At 68.6% G+C, this 20,428-nt stretch carries 17 protein-coding genes and 3 pseudogenes; 9 read left to right on the top strand and 11 right to left on the bottom strand.

Annotated features, from left to right (window positions below; all coding sequences use genetic code 11):
- Positions 1–411 precede the first annotated feature (411 nt).
- A complete protein-coding gene (locus ABTZ58_RS35490) occupies positions 412–972 on the top strand; it encodes a GNAT family N-acetyltransferase (protein WP_351366137.1) in 561 nt (186 codons plus the stop codon).
- A gap of 155 nt (positions 973–1,127) precedes the next feature.
- Here ABTZ58_RS35490 and ABTZ58_RS40345 read toward each other — a convergent pair.
- The 3 genes and pseudogenes from ABTZ58_RS40345 to ABTZ58_RS35475 all read right to left on the bottom strand — a co-directional run bounded on the left by ABTZ58_RS40345 (position 1,128) and on the right by ABTZ58_RS35475 (position 4,194).
- Positions 1,128–2,055: pseudogene (locus ABTZ58_RS40345) on the bottom strand (winged helix-turn-helix domain-containing protein).
- On the bottom strand, positions 2,052–3,455 hold the full coding sequence (locus ABTZ58_RS35480) for a DMT family transporter (RefSeq protein WP_351366131.1): 1,404 nt from the start codon (positions 3,453–3,455) through the stop codon (positions 2,052–2,054). The pseudogene ABTZ58_RS40345 and the gene ABTZ58_RS35480 overlap by 4 nt, the downstream one beginning before the upstream one ends.
- 499 nt (positions 3,456–3,954) lie before the next feature.
- Entirely contained in the window at positions 3,955–4,194 is a 240-nt protein-coding gene (locus tag ABTZ58_RS35475) for a hypothetical protein (RefSeq protein WP_351366128.1), read from the bottom strand.
- A 356-nt stretch (positions 4,195–4,550) separates the two neighbouring features.
- Here ABTZ58_RS35475 and ABTZ58_RS35470 point away from each other — a divergent pair, with 356 nt between their 5' ends.
- The gene (locus tag ABTZ58_RS35470; protein ID WP_351366125.1) at positions 4,551–5,087 is read left to right on the top strand and encodes a hypothetical protein; all 537 of its coding nucleotides are present in this window, start codon (positions 4,551–4,553) and stop codon (positions 5,085–5,087) included.
- A gap of 527 nt (positions 5,088–5,614) precedes the next feature.
- Here the strand turns inward: ABTZ58_RS35470 and ABTZ58_RS35465 are convergent.
- Entirely contained in the window at positions 5,615–6,073 is a 459-nt protein-coding gene (locus ABTZ58_RS35465) for a hypothetical protein (protein ID WP_351366122.1), read from the bottom strand.
- Between the two features lie 543 nt (positions 6,074–6,616).
- On the bottom strand, positions 6,617–6,994 hold the full coding sequence (locus ABTZ58_RS35460) for a hypothetical protein (RefSeq protein WP_351366119.1): 378 nt from the start codon (positions 6,992–6,994) through the stop codon (positions 6,617–6,619).
- An 818-nt stretch (positions 6,995–7,812) separates the two neighbouring features.
- Between ABTZ58_RS35460 and ABTZ58_RS35455 the strand changes: the two genes are divergently transcribed.
- The 4 genes from ABTZ58_RS35455 to ABTZ58_RS35440 are packed head-to-tail and all read left to right on the top strand — an operon-like array spanning position 7,813 to position 9,734.
- Entirely contained in the window at positions 7,813–8,157 is a 345-nt protein-coding gene (locus ABTZ58_RS35455) for a sortase-dependent protein (protein ID WP_351366116.1), read from the top strand.
- Positions 8,154–8,765 carry a class F sortase gene (locus ABTZ58_RS35450; protein ID WP_351366113.1) on the top strand — a complete coding sequence of 204 codons (612 nt, stop codon included), beginning with the start codon at positions 8,154–8,156 and terminating at the stop codon, positions 8,763–8,765. Before ABTZ58_RS35455 ends, ABTZ58_RS35450 begins: the two co-directional genes overlap by 4 nt.
- Positions 8,762–9,253 (top strand): RNA polymerase sigma factor, encoded by a 492-nt coding sequence (locus ABTZ58_RS35445; protein ID WP_351366110.1) that lies wholly within the window; start codon positions 8,762–8,764, stop codon positions 9,251–9,253. Before ABTZ58_RS35450 ends, ABTZ58_RS35445 begins: the two co-directional genes overlap by 4 nt.
- A complete protein-coding gene (locus ABTZ58_RS35440; RefSeq protein ID WP_351366107.1) occupies positions 9,237–9,734 on the top strand; it encodes a hypothetical protein in 498 nt (165 codons plus the stop codon). Before ABTZ58_RS35445 ends, ABTZ58_RS35440 begins: the two co-directional genes overlap by 17 nt.
- 487 nt (positions 9,735–10,221) lie before the next feature.
- Here ABTZ58_RS35440 and ABTZ58_RS35435 read toward each other — a convergent pair whose 3' ends face one another.
- Both ABTZ58_RS35435 and ABTZ58_RS35430 read right to left on the bottom strand, forming a co-directional pair.
- Positions 10,222–10,590 carry a class I SAM-dependent methyltransferase gene (locus tag ABTZ58_RS35435; protein ID WP_351366104.1) on the bottom strand — a complete coding sequence of 123 codons (369 nt, stop codon included), beginning with the start codon at positions 10,588–10,590 and terminating at the stop codon, positions 10,222–10,224.
- A 622-nt stretch (positions 10,591–11,212) separates the two neighbouring features.
- The gene (locus ABTZ58_RS35430; RefSeq protein WP_351366101.1) at positions 11,213–11,707 is read right to left on the bottom strand and encodes a ricin-type beta-trefoil lectin domain protein; all 495 of its coding nucleotides are present in this window, start codon (positions 11,705–11,707) and stop codon (positions 11,213–11,215) included.
- 710 nt (positions 11,708–12,417) lie between these two features.
- On the opposite strand from ABTZ58_RS35430, the gene ABTZ58_RS35425 reads away from it, so the two are divergent.
- From ABTZ58_RS35425 to ABTZ58_RS35415, 3 genes and pseudogenes are all read left to right on the top strand, one after another.
- Positions 12,418–12,639 carry a hypothetical protein gene (locus ABTZ58_RS35425; RefSeq protein ID WP_351366098.1) on the top strand — a complete coding sequence of 74 codons (222 nt, stop codon included), beginning with the start codon at positions 12,418–12,420 and terminating at the stop codon, positions 12,637–12,639.
- Between the two features lie 217 nt (positions 12,640–12,856).
- Positions 12,857–13,732, top strand: a pseudogene (locus ABTZ58_RS35420) (IS5 family transposase).
- Between the two features lie 39 nt (positions 13,733–13,771).
- Complete coding sequence (locus tag ABTZ58_RS35415; RefSeq protein WP_351366095.1) at positions 13,772–14,215, top strand: ankyrin repeat domain-containing protein; 444 nt, start codon at positions 13,772–13,774, stop codon at positions 14,213–14,215.
- A gap of 918 nt (positions 14,216–15,133) precedes the next feature.
- Here ABTZ58_RS35415 and ABTZ58_RS35410 read toward each other — a convergent pair.
- From ABTZ58_RS35410 to ABTZ58_RS35395, 4 genes and pseudogenes are all read right to left on the bottom strand, one after another.
- The gene (locus ABTZ58_RS35410; protein ID WP_351366092.1) at positions 15,134–15,517 is read right to left on the bottom strand and encodes a DUF6009 family protein; all 384 of its coding nucleotides are present in this window, start codon (positions 15,515–15,517) and stop codon (positions 15,134–15,136) included.
- Between the two features lie 169 nt (positions 15,518–15,686).
- Positions 15,687–17,216: a DNA primase family protein gene (locus ABTZ58_RS35405; RefSeq protein ID WP_351366089.1), complete on the bottom strand. Its 1,530-nt coding sequence runs from the start codon at positions 17,214–17,216 to the stop codon at positions 15,687–15,689.
- On the bottom strand, positions 17,213–18,280 hold the full coding sequence (locus tag ABTZ58_RS35400) for a bifunctional DNA primase/polymerase (RefSeq protein ID WP_502996185.1): 1,068 nt from the start codon (positions 18,278–18,280) through the stop codon (positions 17,213–17,215). Before ABTZ58_RS35400 ends, ABTZ58_RS35405 begins: the two co-directional genes overlap by 4 nt.
- A gap of 1,816 nt (positions 18,281–20,096) precedes the next feature.
- Positions 20,097–20,428, bottom strand: a pseudogene (locus ABTZ58_RS35395) (DUF2637 domain-containing protein); the annotation flags it as partial.

Here is a 20,428-nt window from a genome sequence, read left to right as displayed (position 1 = left end):
GACGTGGCGCGCGCGGCCGCTGCGCGCGACTGCCCGGGCTGGTCCTGCCTGAGGCAGCGCAACCACCGCGGCCCCGCGGCATCCCAGTGGGCTCCGCATTCCGCCTCGGGGTCGGCAGGCGCCGTTCACCTCGCTCAACGCACAGGCGCGCCGGCCGGTTCAACAGGAGCGGAGCGTCTTCCGCTGCCGCCCGCCGCGCGCCGGGTGAACCTGCCGGGCGAGGCCTTCGTAGAACGGGTCGAGTGCATGGGAGACCGGCCGTTGTCGCCGCGCGGCGGCAGCGGCTCGCACGGCCAGGCAGCGGCCCGCTCCCGTGCGCGGCCGCTGTGCGCTCGCTCTGACCAGATCGGACCGACGTATCGGCCGCGCACCGCTCACCGCCCGGCACCTTCCCCTTGTACGGAGGCCCTTGTGTGTCCGCTCCCCCTCTCCCAGGAATCCGTGCGGATCCTCGTCACCGGCGAGCTGGCCCGTGTCCGTCTTGCGGGCCCGAACGACCTCGAACTGGTCAACGCCATGCACGCGCGGTGTTCGGTGGAGTCGACCGTCAGCCGGTACCGCACGCCGCGGTCGGGCATCCGCCCCGCCGAGTGGAAGCGGCTGACCGCCCCCGCCACGGGGTCGAGCTGGGTCGCGGAGCTGTCCGGCGAGCCGGGCCGGGTCATCGCAGTGGCCCAGCTGGCACACACCGAGCGGGAGGGGGTGCGGGAGCTGGGCCTGCTGGTCCAGGACGACTGGCAGCGCCGCGGCCTGGGCACCGTCCTCGCCGAACACGTGGCGTGCCACGGGCGGCGCACCGGTTGTCACACCCTTGTCATCGAGACCGCCGCTCGCAACAGCGCCATGCGGGCCATCGCCCACCGCCTTGGAGCACCCGCGCCGACACGCACGCTCGCCGAGCTGGCATTCACGGTCCCGCTGACCGGGAACGGCGAACGCCACTGCCCGGAGCTTGCCGTCCCGGTGCCCTGATGGCCGCCAGAAACGGTCCACGCCCTGAGGGGGCGCCGGCCCTCGAGATCACAACCACACCGGCGGCGCGTCGCGTTCCTGGTCTGTCAGAGAACGGCATCTCGCCCGACCGCGAGGGCACCCGCCCTGACGAGGCATCGGCTGCCGAGTGTCATTCAGGTCGATCTCATGGAGTCCGGCGGTCTGATCGCGTCGTCGTCCGTGGTCAGACCCGTGAGTGGCAGACAACCATCGACCCAGCGGGGTCAGTATTCGATCTCTTGAAGCTGCTGCTTGATCCTTCGGGTGACATGCGTGAGGTCGGCGGCGAAGTCGGCCAAGTGCCGCTTGAGGAGCGCTCGGACCCCTCAGCCGGGTTAACCTCCGGCGCGTGGGCGCGCCAGATGTGCGGCTTGAAGGGAACCGGGAGCGGTGTCCGGCGCGGTAGCAGACGACGCCAGCGATGGTGACCCGTCCCGGTTGGGGCCACGCACTCGCACCACCGGCCGCGATCCGCGCGGTGCCCCGGTGTGCCCCTTCGGCGGCCTCAGCCCTTGGCCTGCCTCGTCCTCGAAGCAGATGTGGGGCCTAGTTACACCGCGGTCCCTTTACCTGCAGCCACCTCGGCCTTCCACACCTCGCGCCTCGTCGTCGCGTTCGGTCACCCGCCGCAGGGGCACCTGCACGGACCAGCCGTGCCGCCACGGCAGCTTCCACACGCCCTGGATCGTGTACCCGACGTGGAGCATCCGCCCGATCAGCAGCTTGACCCGCTCCAGCGCCCATCTTGGAACCTGTTGTCCCAGCCGTGCACGAGCGGACCGCGCTACAACTCCCGCTCCAGCCGCTCCCATGGCCATGACCTCAGCCGTTTCACCGAGCCGGTCCCTGAGTGCAGGGCGGCCGCGCCCTGCACTCCTTCCACTCCCTGGCACTCCTTCCACTCCCGCCGCCGACGTCGCACCGACTGCGATGTGGCCCGAAGATCCTCGCGACGACCCTGGTCTCACCACGAGTGAACCGCTCAGCCGCCTCACGGCGCACCCGCTCCCGCTTTTGGCTGCTCCTCGTAGACAGGCCGGAATGCTCCCGGCGGTACCTCAAGCGGGCACGGTCGGCAAAGCTATACCCCTGCGCCTGAGCCTGTGTCGGACGGCGTCGGCCATCTCCGGACGGTGGCCGGGTACATGGGCGTGGAGCAGGAGAAGAGAAGGAGCCAGGTCGTAGAGGGCGTTGGGATCTTCCACCCGGCTCCACTCGTGGTATGCGCGATCCACGCAGGCCCGCAGTTCCATGATGTCGTCGCTCTGTGTGCGCAGGCGGTGCTGGACGGCTGTGAGCCACAAGGCGCACGCCCGGTGAGGGGCTCCTTCCAACCGGGCCAGCACGGCCTGGACTTCGACCCAGCGTGTGGCCTGCGGCGAGCCCACACCGTGCGCCCGGACGGCACTCGCTTCGAATGTACGGGCGATACGGGCGGCCTCGGCATGCCGCCCGGCGTGAGCCGCGTCCCACACCAGGGCATGCATTTCGTCCACTGCCGTCTCGTCGAGCGTGATCACCGGAAGGGTGATCAACGTGCTTCTTCCGCCGCCGTCCAGGATCCCCGAGGACGTCTTGGTGCTGCGGGCATCGCTGATCACGACCACGGACACCCCCGTCATGATCAGCGCCAAACCGGCCCACGCGAAGCCCGTTGGCACTTGGTCCAGCCAGAGCCACGCCAGCAGCGCCGCGGCCGGAGCCTCCAGCAGCAGTGCCACGCTGACCGTAGTCGCCGACACACGTCCCAGCGCGAAGTTCAAGGACATAAGACCAAGCAGTTGGGGGAACACCAGCAGGCCCAGCAGGGCCAACAGCGTCACCCGGTCCAGGTGGACCTCAACGGCTCCCGTGACCAAGCACAGCACGGTCAGTTGCAGCGAGCAGACCAACGCGCACACCGCGGAGTGCACAGAGGTGCTGATCCGCAGGCGGGCCCGTTCACTGAACGCTGTGTATCCCGCCAACGACACGGCACCGGCCAGCGCCAGAAGGTCACCCAGGAGGGCGGAGGTGCCGCCCTGCCAGTCCCGGCCGGCAGCCACCGCAGCCCCGCAGACCGCCAAGGCCATGCCTGCCCAGACAACCCGCGACAACCGTGCTCCGCATGCGGTCGCGATCAGTGCCTGCCACACGGGCTGGGTGGACACCAGGGTGGTGGCCATGGCCACCGACGTCAGACGGGTGCTCGGCATGAACGTGGCAAAATGCACGGCCAGACAGGTGCCGGCCGCGAGCCCGTACAGCAGGGAGTGACGGTTCTGCGGAGCCAAGAACCGCTTGGTCTGGGCGCGGCGCCGCCAGAGGACGACGGGCCCGAGCGCGGCGAAGCCCAGCAGGTTACGGCCAGCTGCCATGAACAGGGCTGGTGCCGTGGCGGCGGCGGTCAGTGGTGCGGTGACCGCGAACGCCGCCACCGTGACGGTGACGGCCGCAGCTGACACGAGGTCGAGGCGTCGCATGGGAGACGGTCTTTCAGGCGAAATCGGAAGGGGAGCGGACGCTCCGGAAACGGGCGGCACTCCCGGTCGTGGCAGCCGGAAGAACCGCGAAGCGGACGGCTCTGCGGCCGAGACCCCCAGCCCGGCTGCGTCCCGATGCACAGGAGTGGTACGTCAGTTACGACGTGCACGAGGTCGCTGGGGTTCACGACAGGCCGGAAACCGAGGGCTGCACGGCGTGATCAGTGCTCTTCGCTGCTGCGTCCTGGTCTGCCGCAGAAGCGCCGGGGCATCCGTTACAGGTCGCGTTCGGGCCGAGCGAGCGCCGGAGCAGCCTTTGTCGTCACGGCAGCTCGCGGAGCTGCTGCGGCTATCTGAGTGGGCAGGGACTACCGCCGTGAACCACATGGGACCCCGCTGCACGGGCTCTGACGAAGTTGTCGATCATGTGACTGGGCAGCTCTGTTCTCCGCGCGGGGAGAGACAGACAGTCGCGGCCGGAATCGTCCCGGATGAACTGCTATCGCTGATCGAGCCGTTCGTGCCCGAGCCCGGCTCGAAGCAGGTCAAGGGCGGGCTGAGAGGGCCGGAACGGCAGCTCTGCGCGGAGCACTGCAATAACGATGCAGAGAAGGGCGATCTCGAATTCCGGTTCACCCGTGAGCATCACCACCACGGTACGCAGGCCGGTGACAAAGGCCGCCGACCCCTTCTCCTCGGCCTCATCGAGGTGGTCAGCGGCAATGACATAGGGGCCCACTGCCGCTGACGCTGCGCGGGGCGAGGCCCGGTACGCACGGCATGTGCTGTGGCGTGGCGGGCCGGACGGGCACCTTCGGGGACGGCTGGTCCGGCTGCGACGCGGACGGGCGGTCTCGTCCTGGTCTCCCCCGCCTTCGTACGGTCCAGCCCTTCCGGTGGACCGCCAGCGCTCTGTCGGCGATCGCCACCACGATCGGTTTCACCGTCGCGGGCATCACGGTCTGGCGGCGCCGTTCCTGTGGTGGGGAGCCCAGCTTCTCGAGACCCCATTGTGCCGGCGTCCCCATGCTGTCAGGCTCTTCGTTCATCAGGGGATGTGGCCGCATTCCCGGCCGCTGTTCGAATGGAGACACGATGAAGTCCTCCCTTCCCGTCTTAAAGGGCACAGCAGCGCTGCTCGCGGCTTTAGGGGTGGTGGTCGGGGTCGGAGGCCCTTCCGGCGCCCAACCTCTCGAAGTACCTGCCGGGCATTGTGTGTACTACGAGGCCACCAAGGTCACCACATGCCAGTCGACACTGGCGCAGTCGATCCAGGCCGCCGACTCGGGCGCCGGCCTTGCTGTTGCCGTGCTGTACGGCTGGGTCAATTACAACTCGACCGGACCGACCATGGTCATCTCCGTCAGCAGAGGGGACTGCTCCCTCACCACCGGGACCCCTGACAATCCCCAGAAGGACTACAGATTCCCCACCATGCCCCCCAACTGGAACGATGCGGTCGCTTCAGTCAGCACCGAACTGCCCAACGGCTCCCACTGCGATGTCTGGTTCTCCTCGAACGCCGGTTTCGAGGGCGAGTGCGGAGACAACCAGTGGATCCACAAGAACCCGAACCTCATGCACATGACGTACCCCTGCTACCAACGCGCGAGCTCCTTCGAACTGAGCTGAACACCGGTTCGCCGGGCTTCGGGCAGGAGTCATCGCAGTAACCGCTACCGCGGTCGGAAGCTCACGCGTCGTCGGCGGGTTCGGACTCGCCCGGACACCACCGGGCCACCGCCCGACTCGCCACCGAGGAAGTCGTTGGCCTTCTGCCGCGTGCGCTTCCGCTGCAGGCAGACACGGGTGGAATTTGCCACCCGAGCCGATGATGAACCCTGAGCCTGCCCGGCCACGGCCGACACGGCTCAACGCGGCGCTGCACCACGTGATGCAGCGCCGCCCCGGTTCACGACGCACACCGTCGGCAGTGAGAACGCACGGCGTGCGGAAGCGCACGCGGCACCTTGGCGGCGACGGCCTGAAGCGTGTCACGAAAAGCCGCGACTTGGCAGGTCACAGCGCGGCAGTGATGGTTCTGACCACGAGGCCGAAGCGAGGATGTGCGGGTGGGCGACGGCTCGGACGTCGTGGTGGAGGGCCGTCGCCGTGCCGTCGGCAGTTCCGGAAGATCTTGTAGTTCTTCACCCTCGTGTTCAGTTGAGCATGCCGAAGCCGCTGTCGGTCAGGGCTACCACATCGGGATGGCTGTGCGGATGACGCAGGCCCTGAGGATGTCTGTTCTGGGCACGGTACGCCGGAAGACCCACCGCGGCGGCAAGCCCTCCGATGGCGACCGCAACGCCGACGGCGATCACGAACACGGTGCCGGAGTCCTCGGACCAGGCCGTCAGTGCGCCCATCACGAGTGCGGACGGTCCCAGGATGAGCCCGAGGGTCAGGCTCCACACGGCCAGCATCCGGGAGCGGAGCGCGGGGCGCCAGGCTTTCTTGCACCGGGCGCAGAGCGGCACGCAGATCCTGGCCTTCCGGTACGCGACTGTGACCACGACCAGGTAGGGGCCGCCCCCTTCCTCACGGCGCAACCTGACATTCAGCGTGGACGAGGGGCGCGCTGGATCTCCGCAACTCCAGCATGGTTCGCCGCCGTTCACCGGATCCCCCCTTTCCTGCGATGCACCGTCCCAGCGTACGGACGAACCCTCGTCCGGCCCAGACGATCGGCGGCGTCGATGGGGCCCGGCCGCGCGCTTACAGGAAGGTGAGCGGAAGGTCTCGGCTCCCGTCGCCAGCGCGCTCGCGCTGCTTCTCCTCGGCCACCCGGGCGAGGGAGATGTCCAGTCGTCGGTCCGCTGATCAAGTCGACGGCGACACCAGCCGCCCGCGACGGCTTCTCGTCGGTGCCGGTGTTCCACCACCAGGCGGGCCGGGCGAGGTCGGTGGTACGGCTTCGCCGCCTCCGTCCCGGCCGCTGGTGCGTGGCGGCCTCGGCCCGAGTCCTGAGGCGCCCGAGCCGATCCGCACAGTCGCCGAGACGGCGTCGGGTCGACTGTTCTCTTGGACTTCTGGACGCCGAACAACGGCAGACGAGGGAAGGTCATCGGCGGCCCTGACCCCCAACATGGAGGGCCGACTGCCGGATGTGCGGCCGCCAGCGCCCAGCCGGACCAACGGAGGTGTGGATCCGGCGCGTGCTGCTACGCGAAGAAGCCCCAGGAGGCCGTGGACTTATAGCCCTTGGTCTCGATGTTCCCCTGCCACCAGGCGCGCCCCAGATTCTTCGAGCCACCATTGTCGTACAGCATGTAGACGTCCACCGGCGAGCCGTTCATCACGATGGGCACACACGTACCGGGGAGCGCGACGGTACTTTCAGCGCCAATGGTCGCTGAGCCAGGCGGCTGCCCTTCGACGCCGTACTTGATGTAGGACATGAACGTTCCTCGGGAGCACAGCTTATAGATGCCGTTCGTGCCATCGGCACTGGCCGTGCCGCTGGTCATGCCGACGGCGAGACCCGCCACGGCCATGGCCACGGCGGCTCTCCGAGCCAGCTTGCCTCGTGCGAACTGCATGCGTTCTCCTTCCGCGAGGGGCCTCTGAACGGCCTCGACACTCGCTCTACGGTTCCGCCGGACCGCCGGTTCACAATTCCGCCCCGGCCTGTCCATGCCGCACCGTGTCCCAGAGCGGGTGATGGTCCCTGGGGTGCCTCTCACGCCGCCCACCTCGTCCTGGACCTCCTTGGGCGCGCCTCTGGACGGCCGGCCGGAACCGTGATCGCCGCGCCGCCGAACGCGTGCTCACGACACCGGGACGGCGCCCGAGGCCTGGACCAAGGACCACTTCCTGCCCGTCTGCCCGGCGACGCCCTGGTCGTCATCGCCAGTCGGCATGCCCCTGCCGTGCAGTGGCGTACCGATCCCGCCTGGCACGGCCTGTTGCGCACGGTGGCGGTGGCGGACCCTTTCGAGATAGACGCCGACGCGCTTCTGGGCGCCCGCGGTGTACGCACTGAACTGCGCCCGGCGCTGTCGGCGTCGCCGACGGACACCTCTTGGCCCTCGCTCTGGCAGCCGAGCTGGCGGCCGGTGACACTCAGGGCATCGCCGGGTGGGCGCCGTCGGAGGAAGTCCTGCAGAGCCTCCTCGAACAGCTCGTGGGCAATGTGCCGACGAACCCCTCTCAGCGGGCGCCGGAGATCTGCGCCCATCTGCTGCGAAGGGCAGTGATGCCGACGCCGTGGCCGCGCCCCCCGACCGCCTCTCCGGCCGGCTTCTTCAGCAACCCCCGTCCGCTCTTTGCCATCTCTTTACAACCGGTTCTGCGGTTGCCTCGTCTCTTCGCTCGATCCGTCACGCCTCCCGTGCGGACCCACGAAAGAGAGCAACGTATGCGATTCACGTTCCGAACCGGCCTCGCCTCCCTGGCGATCACGGGTACGGCTCTGATGGCGGGCGCCGGTGTCGCGTCCGCGGACGGGACCCCGACTCCCGTTCCGTCCACCGCCGACCGGGCGGGCAATCCCACTCCGGTCGCCTCCGCCCCGGGCCGGGACCGTTCTCCGGCCAGCCCGGTACCGGGCCAGGTGAGCGTCGTGCCGAAGGGTGGCGCGGACACCGGTGAGAACGCGGGCTCCACGAGCTATGGCGGGATGATCGGCGGCTCCGTGGCGGTGCTCGCCGCGGGCGGTGCCGGGGTCTACTTCCTGCATCGCCGGAGGACGACCGGCGCATGATCCCGTCCTCCAGGCGCGCCCTTCTCACCGCGGCCGGAGGGGCACTACTCGCGGGCTGCGCCAGCCAGCCGGCTGACCGGACTGCGAGCCCGACCGCGGCATCAAGGTCCCCGAGGCGGGCAGTGCGTCCCCTGGGACGTTCGCTGCCGGTCCGGCTGCGAATCCCGGCCATCGGAGTCGACACCCCGGTGATAGGGATGGGACTGGCCTCCGACGGCAGCGTGCAGGTGCCTCCCGTCACGGCCGACGACCGGGCGGGCTGGTACCGGTACTCACCGACGCCCGGCCAGACCGGGCCGTCGGTCATCCTCGGTCATGTCACGGTGGGCCGGTACGGCGACGGCGTCTTCCGCCGCCTGGACCGGCTGCGCCGAGGTGACAGGATCGTGGTGCGCCTGGAGAACGGCACCACGGCCGAGTTCGCCGTCACGGCCCTGCGGACGGTGAACAAGGCCGAGTTCCCCACGCAGGCCGTGTACGGGAACGTGAACAGGCCCGAGCTGCGTCTCATCACCTGCGGCGGGCCCTTGAGCGGTGACGAGTACCGCGACAATGTGATCGTGTTCGCCGCGCTCACGTCAGCGCCGAGTCCCGCGGGAGAGCGGTGAAGCGAGCACGCGAGAGGGCGGCGGCCGAGTTGTTCGCCGCCCTCTACCCGCGTCTGGCCGGCTGGTGCCGCCGGCTCGTCGACGACGACGAGACCGCCCATGAGATCGCCTCGGAGGCGTTCACCCGGCTCTGGGCGCGCTGGACCGCGGTCGCCGAGCCGCACGGCTTCCTCTACGTCACCGCGGCCAACCTGGTCCGCGACCACTGGCGCAGGCTCGAACGGGAACGGCGGACCGTGCGCCGGGTGACCGCGGAGGCCGCGGTGAGCCCGTCGGCCGAGCCCGCCGACCCGTCGATCCGGCTGATCGTACAGTCGCTGCCGGACCGGCTGCGGGTCCCGATCCTGCTGCACTACTACGCTGACATGCCGATCCGGGAAGTGTCCGCGCTCACCGGGCGCAAGGAAGGAACCGTCAAGGCCGACCTGCACGCGGCCCGCGAACCGCTCCGTGCCCATCTGAGGAGAAGCCTTGACCACACTCCCTGATCACGCCGGTGACGGGCCCGGCTCCGCTCCGGACGACGATCCCCTGGCCGTCATCCTGCGGCCCTCCTCCGACCGCCTTCCCCCGCCGCCCGGCCGGTACCGGACGATCCGCCGCGGCGCCGCCCGCCGCCGGCTGGTGCGCACAGCGGTCGGCGCGGGGGTGATGACGTGCGCCGTCACGGCGCTCGTCGTCCTGCCGCTGCGTCTGACGGCCCTGGGCGAGCGGGATACCCAGCCGGTCCCACTGGCCCCGCCACCCGCGAGCAGCATGCCGGCCCCGCCGGCGCCGGCCATTCCCTCCCCGTCGAAGTCCGCGCGGGCGACCCCGACTCCTGCGTCTTCCGTCCCGGACACGGCTGCCCTCGACGACCGCACGAACACCGCGGTGGTCACCCCCGGCACCGAGCTGCAGCGGACCGGCCGGGAACCGACCGCACCGAGCGCCGTACCGAGTGGGTCCCCGGTCGAGCGCCGTCCCTGAGCTGTGCCGGACGACCGCGCCGCGCGGCCGGCACCCGGCTGCGGGACGGTGCCTCGGTCAGAGAACCGGCTGGAGGGCGTGGAGGCTGTCGTTGTGCGGGACCGGCACCTGCACCAGGACGCCGGAAAGCAACACCTCCTGCCAGGCACTGCCAGCGTCTGGCCGGCATCCGCATCAGGCACCACTTCGTTCACCGGCGCTGCGGCTGCCACCGCTTCGTGGCGTACGACAGTTCGTCCTGGCAGGTGTCGAGGAACGCGCCCTGAGCTGCGGCGACCGCCTCAGTCTGCTGTTGGAAGCGGTAGCCGTTCTTCTTGCTAACTCCCGGTTGCTGGGCGGAGCGGGGCGCTGCTCCTGGACGGGGGGTGTGCGCTCACCAGCAGCGTGCCGGCGGTGCGCGGCCCGCCGGTGGCGGGCAGCACGTCGACTGTAATGGTGGTGATCCGACCTCGTCGAGCAGCTTGGTCCACACGCGCTCCTGGAGGACCTAGCGGTGCATTTGTGGTGGTTTCGCCGTCCGGCGTCTTTGCCGGGATATCGGCAGCCACGGCGTCGGGCTGGGCGGCGTCCCATTCAGGTAATGGGCGAGGGTGGCGAACGCCAGTCGTCCGTCGGGCTTGAGGGAGGTTGCCGCCGCCGGCAGCAGCTCACGTGGGTCGGTGAAGTCCAGTGCGCCGAAGACGCTGTACAGCACGCCGGTCATCGCCTGCAGGTGGGGCACGGCGTCGGACTGCACGATTTGCAGACGTGGCGCGAGGTGGGCGTAGAGGTCGGTTGCCATGGCGTGCTGGGCGAGCGAGGCGTCGATGGCGATGACCCGGGCTCGGCTGGTGATGGACCACCAGGTGTGGTGCATGCCGGGATGTGCCGGCGCCGAGGTCGCCCACACAGCGACCGGTCAGCTCCCCGAGGGCCTCTGGGCCAGGCCCTGCATCTTGGCCCCAGTTCCAGCAGAAGGTGCCGGGGAGCGCGCGGTCGCTGGTGGCGCGGGCGCGGCCATAGTGGTGCCAGAAGTCTGTGGCGCTGGTGGTCACCGGCCCATCCTGGCGGCCGTGACCGGGCTGTGGGCCGGTTCGCCGGATTCACCCGGGCGTGTCCTCGGGGCCCGGCCATGTGGCCGGGCCCCGAGGAACTCGCCGTTGCGGCGTGGTCAGTGTGAGTCGTTGCCGGGGGGGCAGGGGCCGCAGTCGGCGCGAATGAAACGACGTCTGACGGCAGAGGGGTGTGGTTGCCGGTGGCCGCCATCCTGGGCGTGGGTTTTGAACGGCGCCACGCGGGACGCCGCCTTTCCCTTCCGCGGGCCGAGGCCCGTCCGCCATTGGCGCTGGGCGAGGATGTCCGAGCGCCGGGCGCTTCAGTCGCGCGAACTCTCCCGGGCGGCGCCACTTGCCTGCCCTCCACCGCCGTCGGCCCTGCTGGCCGGTGCGTTGTGCCGCTCGATCACAGTCTGTTCGGCGAGGGCAGAGGGGTCGGGGAGGTCAGCCCCCGCAGCCGAACAATCCCGTCGTGCTCCAGACCTGCTTCTCGTGGCCGTTCCCCATGCCGACAAAGTTGGCCAGACCGACGTCATTGTTAGTGCTCCAGCCGGTCAAGTGCTTCCGGAGGTCACGCACGGGGTGGATGTTCAAGACTCCCCGGCTGTAGCAGTGCCAGTCGAAGTTCCACTGTTGCGCTGGGTCGGCTTGGTTGCACGGAACGGTCTTGACAGTGTCCCCTCCCCACAGGCACCGCCCTGTGTAGAAGTTGCTCATGCGTACGGGATTCACGGTCTGCTCGGAGGTGAACCAGAGCGCCCGTGCGTCGCTGCACGACAGCTGCTTCACGTCACCGTTGTCGTCCCCCAGGCACAGATTCGAGTACTGATTCTTGAAGGTGGTGACGGTCGCAGCTGCCGAAGCCGGGGCGGCCGTACTGACAGTCGTGCCCGCGGCGACGACCAATCCGGCCGCAAACAGCCCCAAGAACTTTTTCATCGAGCCTCTTTCCTTCCGTACATGCCATGTGGAGAGCAGGACCGCTGTAACCAACGTCTCCTACCTGGGGCTACGATGAAAAATCCCTGTCGGTTCACCCCTGGTAGGGAGCTGTCCCGGGAGGCATGAGGCCGCCACCGCCGCCGGGCCGGTCAATGAGGAGCAACCCGGTCTCCCCCGGGTGTGGACTCTTGACACTGGACGACCTGAGGATCTGAAAACCGACGTCTTGTCATGACTGAGTGTCCGCCACAGTTCAAGGCGGATGTGGCCATGCTGTGAGCGAAGCCGGATTTTGGCCACAGCGGTATCCGCGCGGTCGCGCGGGCGGCCCGGTCAGGGAGCGTTTCAGCTGGCGGTCGCTACCTCGGTGCAAGCGGTGCTTGTGGTGAGACCGGAGGAAGCTGGGATCGGAGCGACGTCGGCGAAGGATGCAAAGCGGCCTCGGAGCGGAGAGGTGATGAAGGAGGCCGAGGCGTTTGCGGCCGGCCTTCCCTACGCCGGCGCGCGCCTGCACGCCGCCGCCGAGTTGTACCCGAGGACGGTCTGGGCAGACTGGTTGTGCGATGAGCCCAGGAGAGTTCGCGGACCGGGATCGCCACGGACCGCACAGTCGTGGGAAAGGGTTCTCTGGGCTCGGTGAAGGTGCTGGGCGAGGGTGTCGACACCAGGAACTGCGACTCCGTCTACTGGGCCGACATGGCGGCTGCATGCCCGACCGCGTCCAGACCGTCGGCCGTGCGCTGCGGATGCAGCCCGGCGAGGGCAAGCTCGCCTCCCTCAAGATGCGCGTCCTGCTCGGGCCGGACGAGACAGCCGACAACAAGCTCACCTCCCAAGCGTTCGGTGGATTGGCGAAGCTGCTGGAGGCGCTCAGGGCGCACGACGCCCGGGTCAGGGAGGGGCGTCGACGTCCGCGCGGTCGCTGCTGAGGTTCTCCACGCGCGTGACCCGGCACACCTGGCGGCGTTCATCAACCTGCGGGTTTCAACCCCGAGCACGAGCACTGACGGCGCGGCAACGAGGCTGCCGTCATCTACGCACGCGAGCACCGCGACCTGAAGGTGCCCGTTCAGGTACCGGGTGCCCGGCCGCGACGACTAGGGCGTGTATCCAAAGTGGATCTTGCGCATGGGATGATCTTGGTTCATGGCGCGTGGAGACCTGACGGACGAGCAGTGGGCGGTGCTCGAGCCGCTGTTGCCGAGGGGCAAGAAGCCCGGCCGGCCGCCGATATGGACCCCGGCGGCAGCTGATCGACGGCATACGGTTCCGGGTCCGCACCGGCATCCCGTGGCGGGACATGCCCGAGTAGTACGGGCCGTGGGGCCGGGCGTACGACCTGTTCCGCCGGTGGCAGCGCAACGGCATCTGGCAGCGGATCTTCACCCAGCTCCGGGCGCGGGCCGACGCCAAGGATCGGATCACCTGGGACCTCAACGTCGACTCCACCGTGTGCCGGGTCCACCAGCACGCCGCCGGGGCGCGGAAAATGGGGGGTCTGCAGAAGGAGCCGCCCGGCGGCGTCGCCACTGAGCCGGCCGACCACGGGCTGGGGCGCTCGCGCGGCGGCCTGACCACCAAGCTGCATCTGGCGGTCGAGCAGGGACAGAAGCCCATGTCCATCGTGCTGACCGCCGGGCAGCGCGGGGACCCCCCGCAGTTTGAGGCCGTCCTGGGCCGGGTCCGAGTGCCCCGACCGGGGCCGGGCCGGCCGCGCACCCGGCTGCGGCGGGTGCGCGCCGACAAGGCGTACGCCTCCCGCACCAACCGCGCCTACCTGCGGCGGCGCGGCATCCGCTGCACCATCCCGGACAAGGCCGATCAGGTGCGCAACCGCAAGAAATGCGGCTCGCGCGGCGGGCGGCCGCCGAAATTCGATCCCGAGGACTACAAGTTCCGGCACGCGATCAAATGCGGTATCAATCGCCTCAAAAGACACCGCGCCGTGGCCACGCGTGCGACAAAGTCGCGGTCCGCTACGAGGCGACCGTGCTCGTCGCGGCCATCAACGAGTGGCTTTGACCAGACGTTTCGCTCACCTACTGGTTAGTCTGAGCGGTCGTGAACAGACGGCGGCAGAAGAAATTGTCCAAGCGTCTCGTGGAGGCAGCGACCTTCGGCGACAGCACCCAGATCAACATGCTGCTGCGAGCCGGGGCCCGCCCGGAGGTAAGCGACACCGAGGGCACCACGCCTCTCTACGCGGCATCCGCCCAAGGAGCCGCCGACAACGTCTTGTGCCTGCTGGCGGTCGGGGCCTTGCCCGACACCGAGAGCGGACGAGGTGCGGAAGGCACGCCCCTGTGCGCGGCCGCATGCTGGGGCCATACCCAGACGGTGCGTGCACTCCTCGCCCACGGTGCCGACCCCAATCTCCGCGAAGACCACGGCATGGGCCGTTCACCGCTGGAATGGGCGATGACCGGGCCCTACCCCGAAACGATCGCCATGCTTCTCGCGGCAGGTGCCCGACCACACGACCGAGCCACATCACCCATCTCGTAGTGCCAGGCCCCGTGATCCACTTCCGATACACGCCCTAGGAGAACGAGGCCGAGGGGCGGTCAGCCTCGCTCGCGGGCTTTTCCCCCTCGAACAGTGGATCGCCGACAACCGGCGCTTCTGCGCCCGCAGAGACGTGGACGAGGACCGCATCGAGCAGATGGGGAAGCTGGGCATGGTGCGGTCACACTTCGACATCGCGTGAGAGGAGGGTCCGGCTGCGGCGGCGCTGGACGCCACCTACCAGGGCTGTAAGGAAGGCATCCGGCTGAGACGTCCGCACAGCCGGGTGACCGGACGGCCGCCAAACTCGATAGCGATCGACCGCAGTCAGCCTCAGCCCGGTGCTGAAGCGGCGGTGCCGCTCGGGCAGACCCGGCACCTGCTCGAAGAACGTCCTGCGAGAACAGTTCTTCCGGTCACGGAAGTACCGGTGCACCCGCGGCCGGAGCATGACACGGCGCAATCCCAACGGCTCCTCGTCCAACGACCCGGACCCGCCGCGGCCGCTGCATCCACCTCATCAATGACCTCCTCCCCAGCTTCCAGCCCTACCAGGACGCCCAAGGCGTTCCGGAACTCCCCCAGCTCGCTGCCGCCTAACGCCGAAAAAACAGCGGGTGGACCAGCTGCGCAACTTCTCCTGAACGGTTCATCACCCCGCAAGTGGCCCCGCAGATCGCACAGACCCTCCCGGGGGACCCGGACTGAAGAGAGGGACAGCGGCCGGGTGCCGCCCCTCCCCCGGGCACCAGGGCGCCGGGATCATGCCCCGAGTCCCTTCGGTCACTGGTCGGAAGCAGCCGCCGCCTTGGGAAAGGTCGGCGAACGCCCGGGTCCTACCAGTCTCTTCCCCTACACGAAACCCCACCCAGGATCATCCGGGGTGGGGTTTCTTCGGGAGCGCTGGGCCCGGAAAGGTCAGGAGCGTGTGCCGGTTATGGCGGCAGGTCCCCGCTGTGAGCGGGGGGTCTTCTCCCCCACTTTCCTGACGTCGATGGTGCGGGGATCGACGGCCTCTCCGGGGGCACCTTCCTGGTAGAGGCCCTGGGGCTGGGTATCACGGTCGTGCGGGAGCAGGAAGAAGACACGGCGGCGGTAGAGGCCACTGTCGGGATCGGCTTCGGCGTGGTCGTCGAGTTCGGCGTACCCCACCATGCGGCCGTCGCGGGCATAGCGGGGCTTGTTGCGGCGGCGGGGAGTCTTGTCGAGGGCCTGGCGCACGTAGTCGAGGTTCTCGGGGTTTTCCAGCCACACCACATGAGCTTCGTGGGTGAGATCGCCCTCGGTCAGTAGCGAGCTCATGGCTGCTGCCCCTTCTGTGTGTGCCACGGACGGCGGTCAGCCTCGTGGTCTGGTGTGCTGCCCGGTGTCGGGGCCGACCCCGCAGGACCATGGTAGGCCGGGTGGGCGGGAGTGTGCAGGGTCACCTGGGTGCCGCGTGACCGGATCCGGCGGTGACGAGATCGATTCATCACGGTGCGTCCAGCAGGGCGAGACCCGGATAGTACTTGCGACCATTGGATTTGATCATGTCGGCGGGCGAGGCCAGGCCGACTTCCTGCCGGACGCGTGTGGCGAAGGCACGGGCGCCGGCGGGACGGATGCCTTCCCCGGCACTGCACCAGGAGGCGTAGGTGGCGTAGAGGAGACCTTGTTCGACACGCAGGTCGGGCTGGCCCTCCAGGTCGCGGGTGCAGCATTCCGTGAGGAAGCGGCCGATGTGGTCTTCGGTGTTGGCATAGGCGGTAGTGGCGATGCGGACGCGGTCGGGGCCTTCAAGGTTGTCGCGGGTGGCGAGGTAGCGACGGGCACCTTCGATGAGCCACTGCAGGATGCCGGGACCTTCGTCACGGACGAGCTCGAAGGCCAGATTGTCGATCTTGCGGTGGTCGGGAACGGTGCGTTCGAAGGGCAGGAGGCGAATGCGGCGCCAGAACGCGAAACCCCCGGTGGACACTTCCGGCCTGTGGTTGCCGAGCAGCCACAGATGGTGGGTGGGACTGAAGGAGAAGTAGTCCTGTCGCATACGACGGGCTTTGATCTTGTCTCCGCCGGTCAGGAGCCTGACGCGGGCTTCGTCGAACTTGTCGTTGGGCTTGAGTTCGCTGCAGACGATGAGACGGCGGCCATGAAGCTCAGTGAGTTCGGTGGAGTGCTCGGAGAATGCGCCGCGGTCCATGAGGAAGCCGGGCGGTGCTGCGTCCGCGTAGTCACCCAGAATCTGGATCATGGTGTCGAGAAGGACGCTCTTGCCGTTCTTGCCGTGACCGTGGAGGAAAGGCAGGACCTGGGCGCCGACATCGCCGGTAATGGAGTAGCCCAACAGCAGGTGCAGGAAGTCGATCATTTCCTGGCCCTCGGCGTCGTCGCCGAAGGTGTCGCGCAGGAAGCGGTGCCAGCGCGGGGTCTCGATCTGTTGCGGGGCGACGCTGGTGGCGCGCGAGTGGAAGTCCCGGGTCGGGTCGGGCTTACGCAGCAGACCGGTGTTCAGATCGACGACACCAGCCGGGGTGCACAGGGCGTAGGGGTCGCCGTCCAAGGTGTCGGGGTCGACGGACAGATCCGGGGACGCCTTGGCCTGGGTCAGGAGGGCTTTCATGCCGGTCGTCGACAGGGTGCGCTTCTTGTGCACGTGCAGCTCGCGGTCGCTGAACACCCCCCGCGGGTCGGTATCGGGCATGTCCTCAGCCATCTCGCCCGCAGCCCACAGGGCGGCTTTCTCCCCGCCCGCGCGCTTCCAGCGGTAGCCGTCCCACGAGAACCAGCCCAGCCCTTCAACGTGGCGGAATTGGTCGCGGTAGAGCTTCACGAAGAGCTTGGCGTTGCCGCGATCCGAGAGCGTGCCAGGCAGGGGGGGCGGCTGTGCCCAGGAAGGCGGTGCCATCGGGGAGGTACTGGCCTGGGCAGGGAGCGCTGTCGGCACAGAGGCCGTGACTTCGAGGTCCAACATCTGCTGAGCGGCGGCGGTGGCGTCGAAGCGCGGTGGTTCGGCGCTGCTCATGAGCGTCCTTCGAGGTGGAGCGGGCGTGCGGATCCGGCGGCGAGGGCATCGTCGATGATGCGTTCGTTACGCGCGCTCTGCCAGGGACGGGCAGCCTGCGCTGCTTCCAGCAGCAGAGCGCGGGCGGTCGGTTCGTCGAGATGCCCGGCCGCCGCGAGCCCTCCGGCGGTGTAGGCGGCCTTGTTGAGCTTTGCGGTGAAAGCCGCGCCTTCGGGTGTCGCCGCACACTCGACGACGTCCGTGAGCAGGGGGTCCAGGACACGCTGCCAGCCGACCGCTGGATCCTGACGGCGACTGCGAGGGCCCGCGGACGGCCTGCGGACCGGGGTGCGCTGGATCATATGGCCAGTCCTCACGAGTTCCTCGCCGAGCCATTCAGGCAGGGGTGCGGGCAGACGGGAAGGCCCCTCGGCCACATAGGTCCCCTGAGCGGTACGGGTGGTGGGGGCGACGATGTAACCGCCGTCGGCCCGAACGTCGACCTGCCAAGCCAGCGCCACCTTGGTACTCGATCCGGTCGAGCAGCGGAAGCGAGTCACCGGATGGGGATTGCGATACCAGATGTGCAGACCGCCGGAGGGGGTGCGCACACGCAGGGTGTTGCCATCCTCGACCGGGTTGGGCCGGCGCCGCAGAGCCGCGAGAAGGGCGAGGGTGTCGAAGCCGGACGCCAGTCCCTGAAGATCGACGGAGTCGTGAATGGGGATGCCGGGAAGCAGCCGGTTGCGGTCAGGGACCGGCGTGGGATGTGCGTCGACATCGATCACGATCAGGTCGGCTCCCCCGCAGGCGACACCGACTCCCCAGGCGGGATTGGCGGACCACCAGGCGTCTATACGCTCGAGGTCGGTGGTCGCGCTATGGAACCCGTGGCACGGCCGGCCGGCAGGCAGGCAAGGGCAGCTCGCTGGCCGGTGGTGCTGATCCTTGCAAGCCGGGCAGTTGGCGGCAGGGGTTTTGCGTCCTGCCGCGAGGGGATGAACCGGCCACCCCTGTTCGGCGCACCAACGGGCGACGGCGTGGGGTGTGGCAGGCCGCGCGGGCGCTGCGGGCGCTCTGTGCACACCGGGGCCGGTCACGCGTACGTCCTTCTGAAAGGTTCTGGTTCCTTCAGCCCCGACAGTTCCAGCTGGTGCGGGTTCTCTGAGGAGCAGGGACCAGAGGGACTGTAGGGACTGTGTTTCGGAAGAGTCTAAGACCCAGAAGCGCCGGAAGTGGTCAGCCCGCTCGCGTGGCGGTCTATCGGCTTTCGGGTCCCTACAGTCCCTTGGTCCACTGTCAGGGGAACGACCACGGCAATGTATGAGAAGAATGCCCGAAAAGTGAGTGGCTGGAGGGACTCTGGCCATCCAGTACGCCGGGGGCGTTGCCTCCAGGCGGGAGGCGGCAGCTGCGCGTCCAGACCCGCAAGGCTCAGGGACGGAGGGTCTGACCGTGGATCGATCGCTTCAGTCCCTTCCTTTCAGTCCCTTGACGTTTGTGCAGGTCATGCAGGGTCTCACCCCTCCTCAAGGGACTGTAGGGACTCAAATCCCTAATTATGTCGCAACTATAGATGTGTACTTAGACAGATGCGCCCGCGCGTACGTACACACAGGACTAGCCCATAATTAGGAAGTAGAGTCCCTTCGGTCCCTGATCGGCCTCTAGCAAGCTTGTGACCTGCGCGTTTGCCAGGGACTGAAGGCAGGGTCCGAAGCATGCGCTTCGGACCCTGCTCGAATCACATGCGACCCGAGTGCCATGTGGACCCATCGTCCGTTGAAGCGGTGCTCCCGGCCCGTGGCGCGCAGGCCGCGCGGTCGGGAAGGGCAGGGACTGCAACTGTCGTGTCCCGGGGCGACACCGCTTCGATGACTTCATGGTCCAGGGGGTCATCACCGCTCGCCAAGGGCGGCGAGCGGGACACCGTCACCGGTTGTGGCCGACCCGTAACCGCTTCACCACGGGCCCGGAGGCAACAGCACGGCTCCCGGGGGGAACGCCTCCCTCGGCAAGCCGTCACAGCTGCCGACCGAGGGAAGGGGAACTCACGACCTCCGACCGTTACTCCTTGCATGGATGGATCGCCAGGACCAGAAGGGGACCAAGCCCAGCGCCGACCAGCTGACCGCCTAGTGCGCAGACAAGGGACCGCTCGGCCGCAGCAACAAGCCCATCAGCCCGGCCACCGTACGCCAGCGCGCGTACAAACTTTGGGCCGAACAGCGAGCGCACACCGGACCTCCTGCGGCACCAGTTTTTCTGCGCGTTCACGGCCCCTCGGCTCAACGATGCAGCTCGCCACACACGTAAGCCTCCATTCAGCGTCTGCTCAGGGGCACCGTAAGGCCATCTCGCCGGTGGGGAGGACGCGGCCGTGCACGCCGTACTGGAGGCGGCGAGGTCGCGGGTCGACCAACGGAGATACACGTATGCCGCGACGGCGGCAGCGTCCGGGTAGGTCTAGTGCCCTTGCTGGTAGTTGTGCCGAGCGCTGAGTAGTAATCGTCTTGGACCCGGTCGGTTGGTCGGCTGTTCTTTTTCGGTGCTGGTGGTTTTTTCCACGTCCGGAACCGCGTAGGGCTGTCGCAGGACTTGGAGCAGGGGTTGCACTTGTTCTTCGGAAGGGGCTCTCCGGCTCCGGTGGAGACGCCATACTGGTTATGGGGCCAGAATGGCCACTGTATGATGATCGATTCAGCCTGGAGCTGCGCGATGAACTCCTGAAGCCCTCTGCGAACGGCTCGGTGGTTCCTCGTTCGGTCCTCAGGATCGAACAGCCTCACGGGCTCGGTGGCGGGAGTCTGCGCGGTTCGCTGTTCCACGTCCTTCGGCCCGGCCCTGTCTTGGTCAGGATCTGCCGCCACTCCGAGCACGGTTTTGCGGACGCGGCGGACAGCTCGGCGGCCCCGGCCCGTCGGGACCCCACGTCGGCCGCCGCCAGGTCGGACTGCGGCACCGGCGGCAGGAGGGCCGGCTCGAGACCGGCCGGGGGCGTCTCGGCCAGCGGTACCCCGTACCGGGCCAGTCGCTGCGGTATCAGGGATTCCACCGGTGCCTTGCGGCCCCAGGCCCGGCTGAAGCGAGAGCTTCGGCCGCGCCTGGTAGACGAGGCGTTCCTGCTCCAGCTTGATGACCTGCTCGTAGGAGCGGAGCTCCCAGAGCTTCATCCGGCGCCACAGCAGGAACGTCGGCACCGGGGAGAGCACCCAGCGGGTGAGGCGGACGCC

It is taken from the genome of Streptomyces sp. NPDC094143 (assembly GCF_040303825.1).
In the GTDB taxonomy this organism is placed as follows: Bacteria; Actinomycetota; Actinomycetes; order Streptomycetales; family Streptomycetaceae; genus Streptomyces.
The sequence above is the reverse complement of the archived record's forward strand: the minus strand, read 5'-3'. Positions and strand labels throughout refer to the sequence as shown.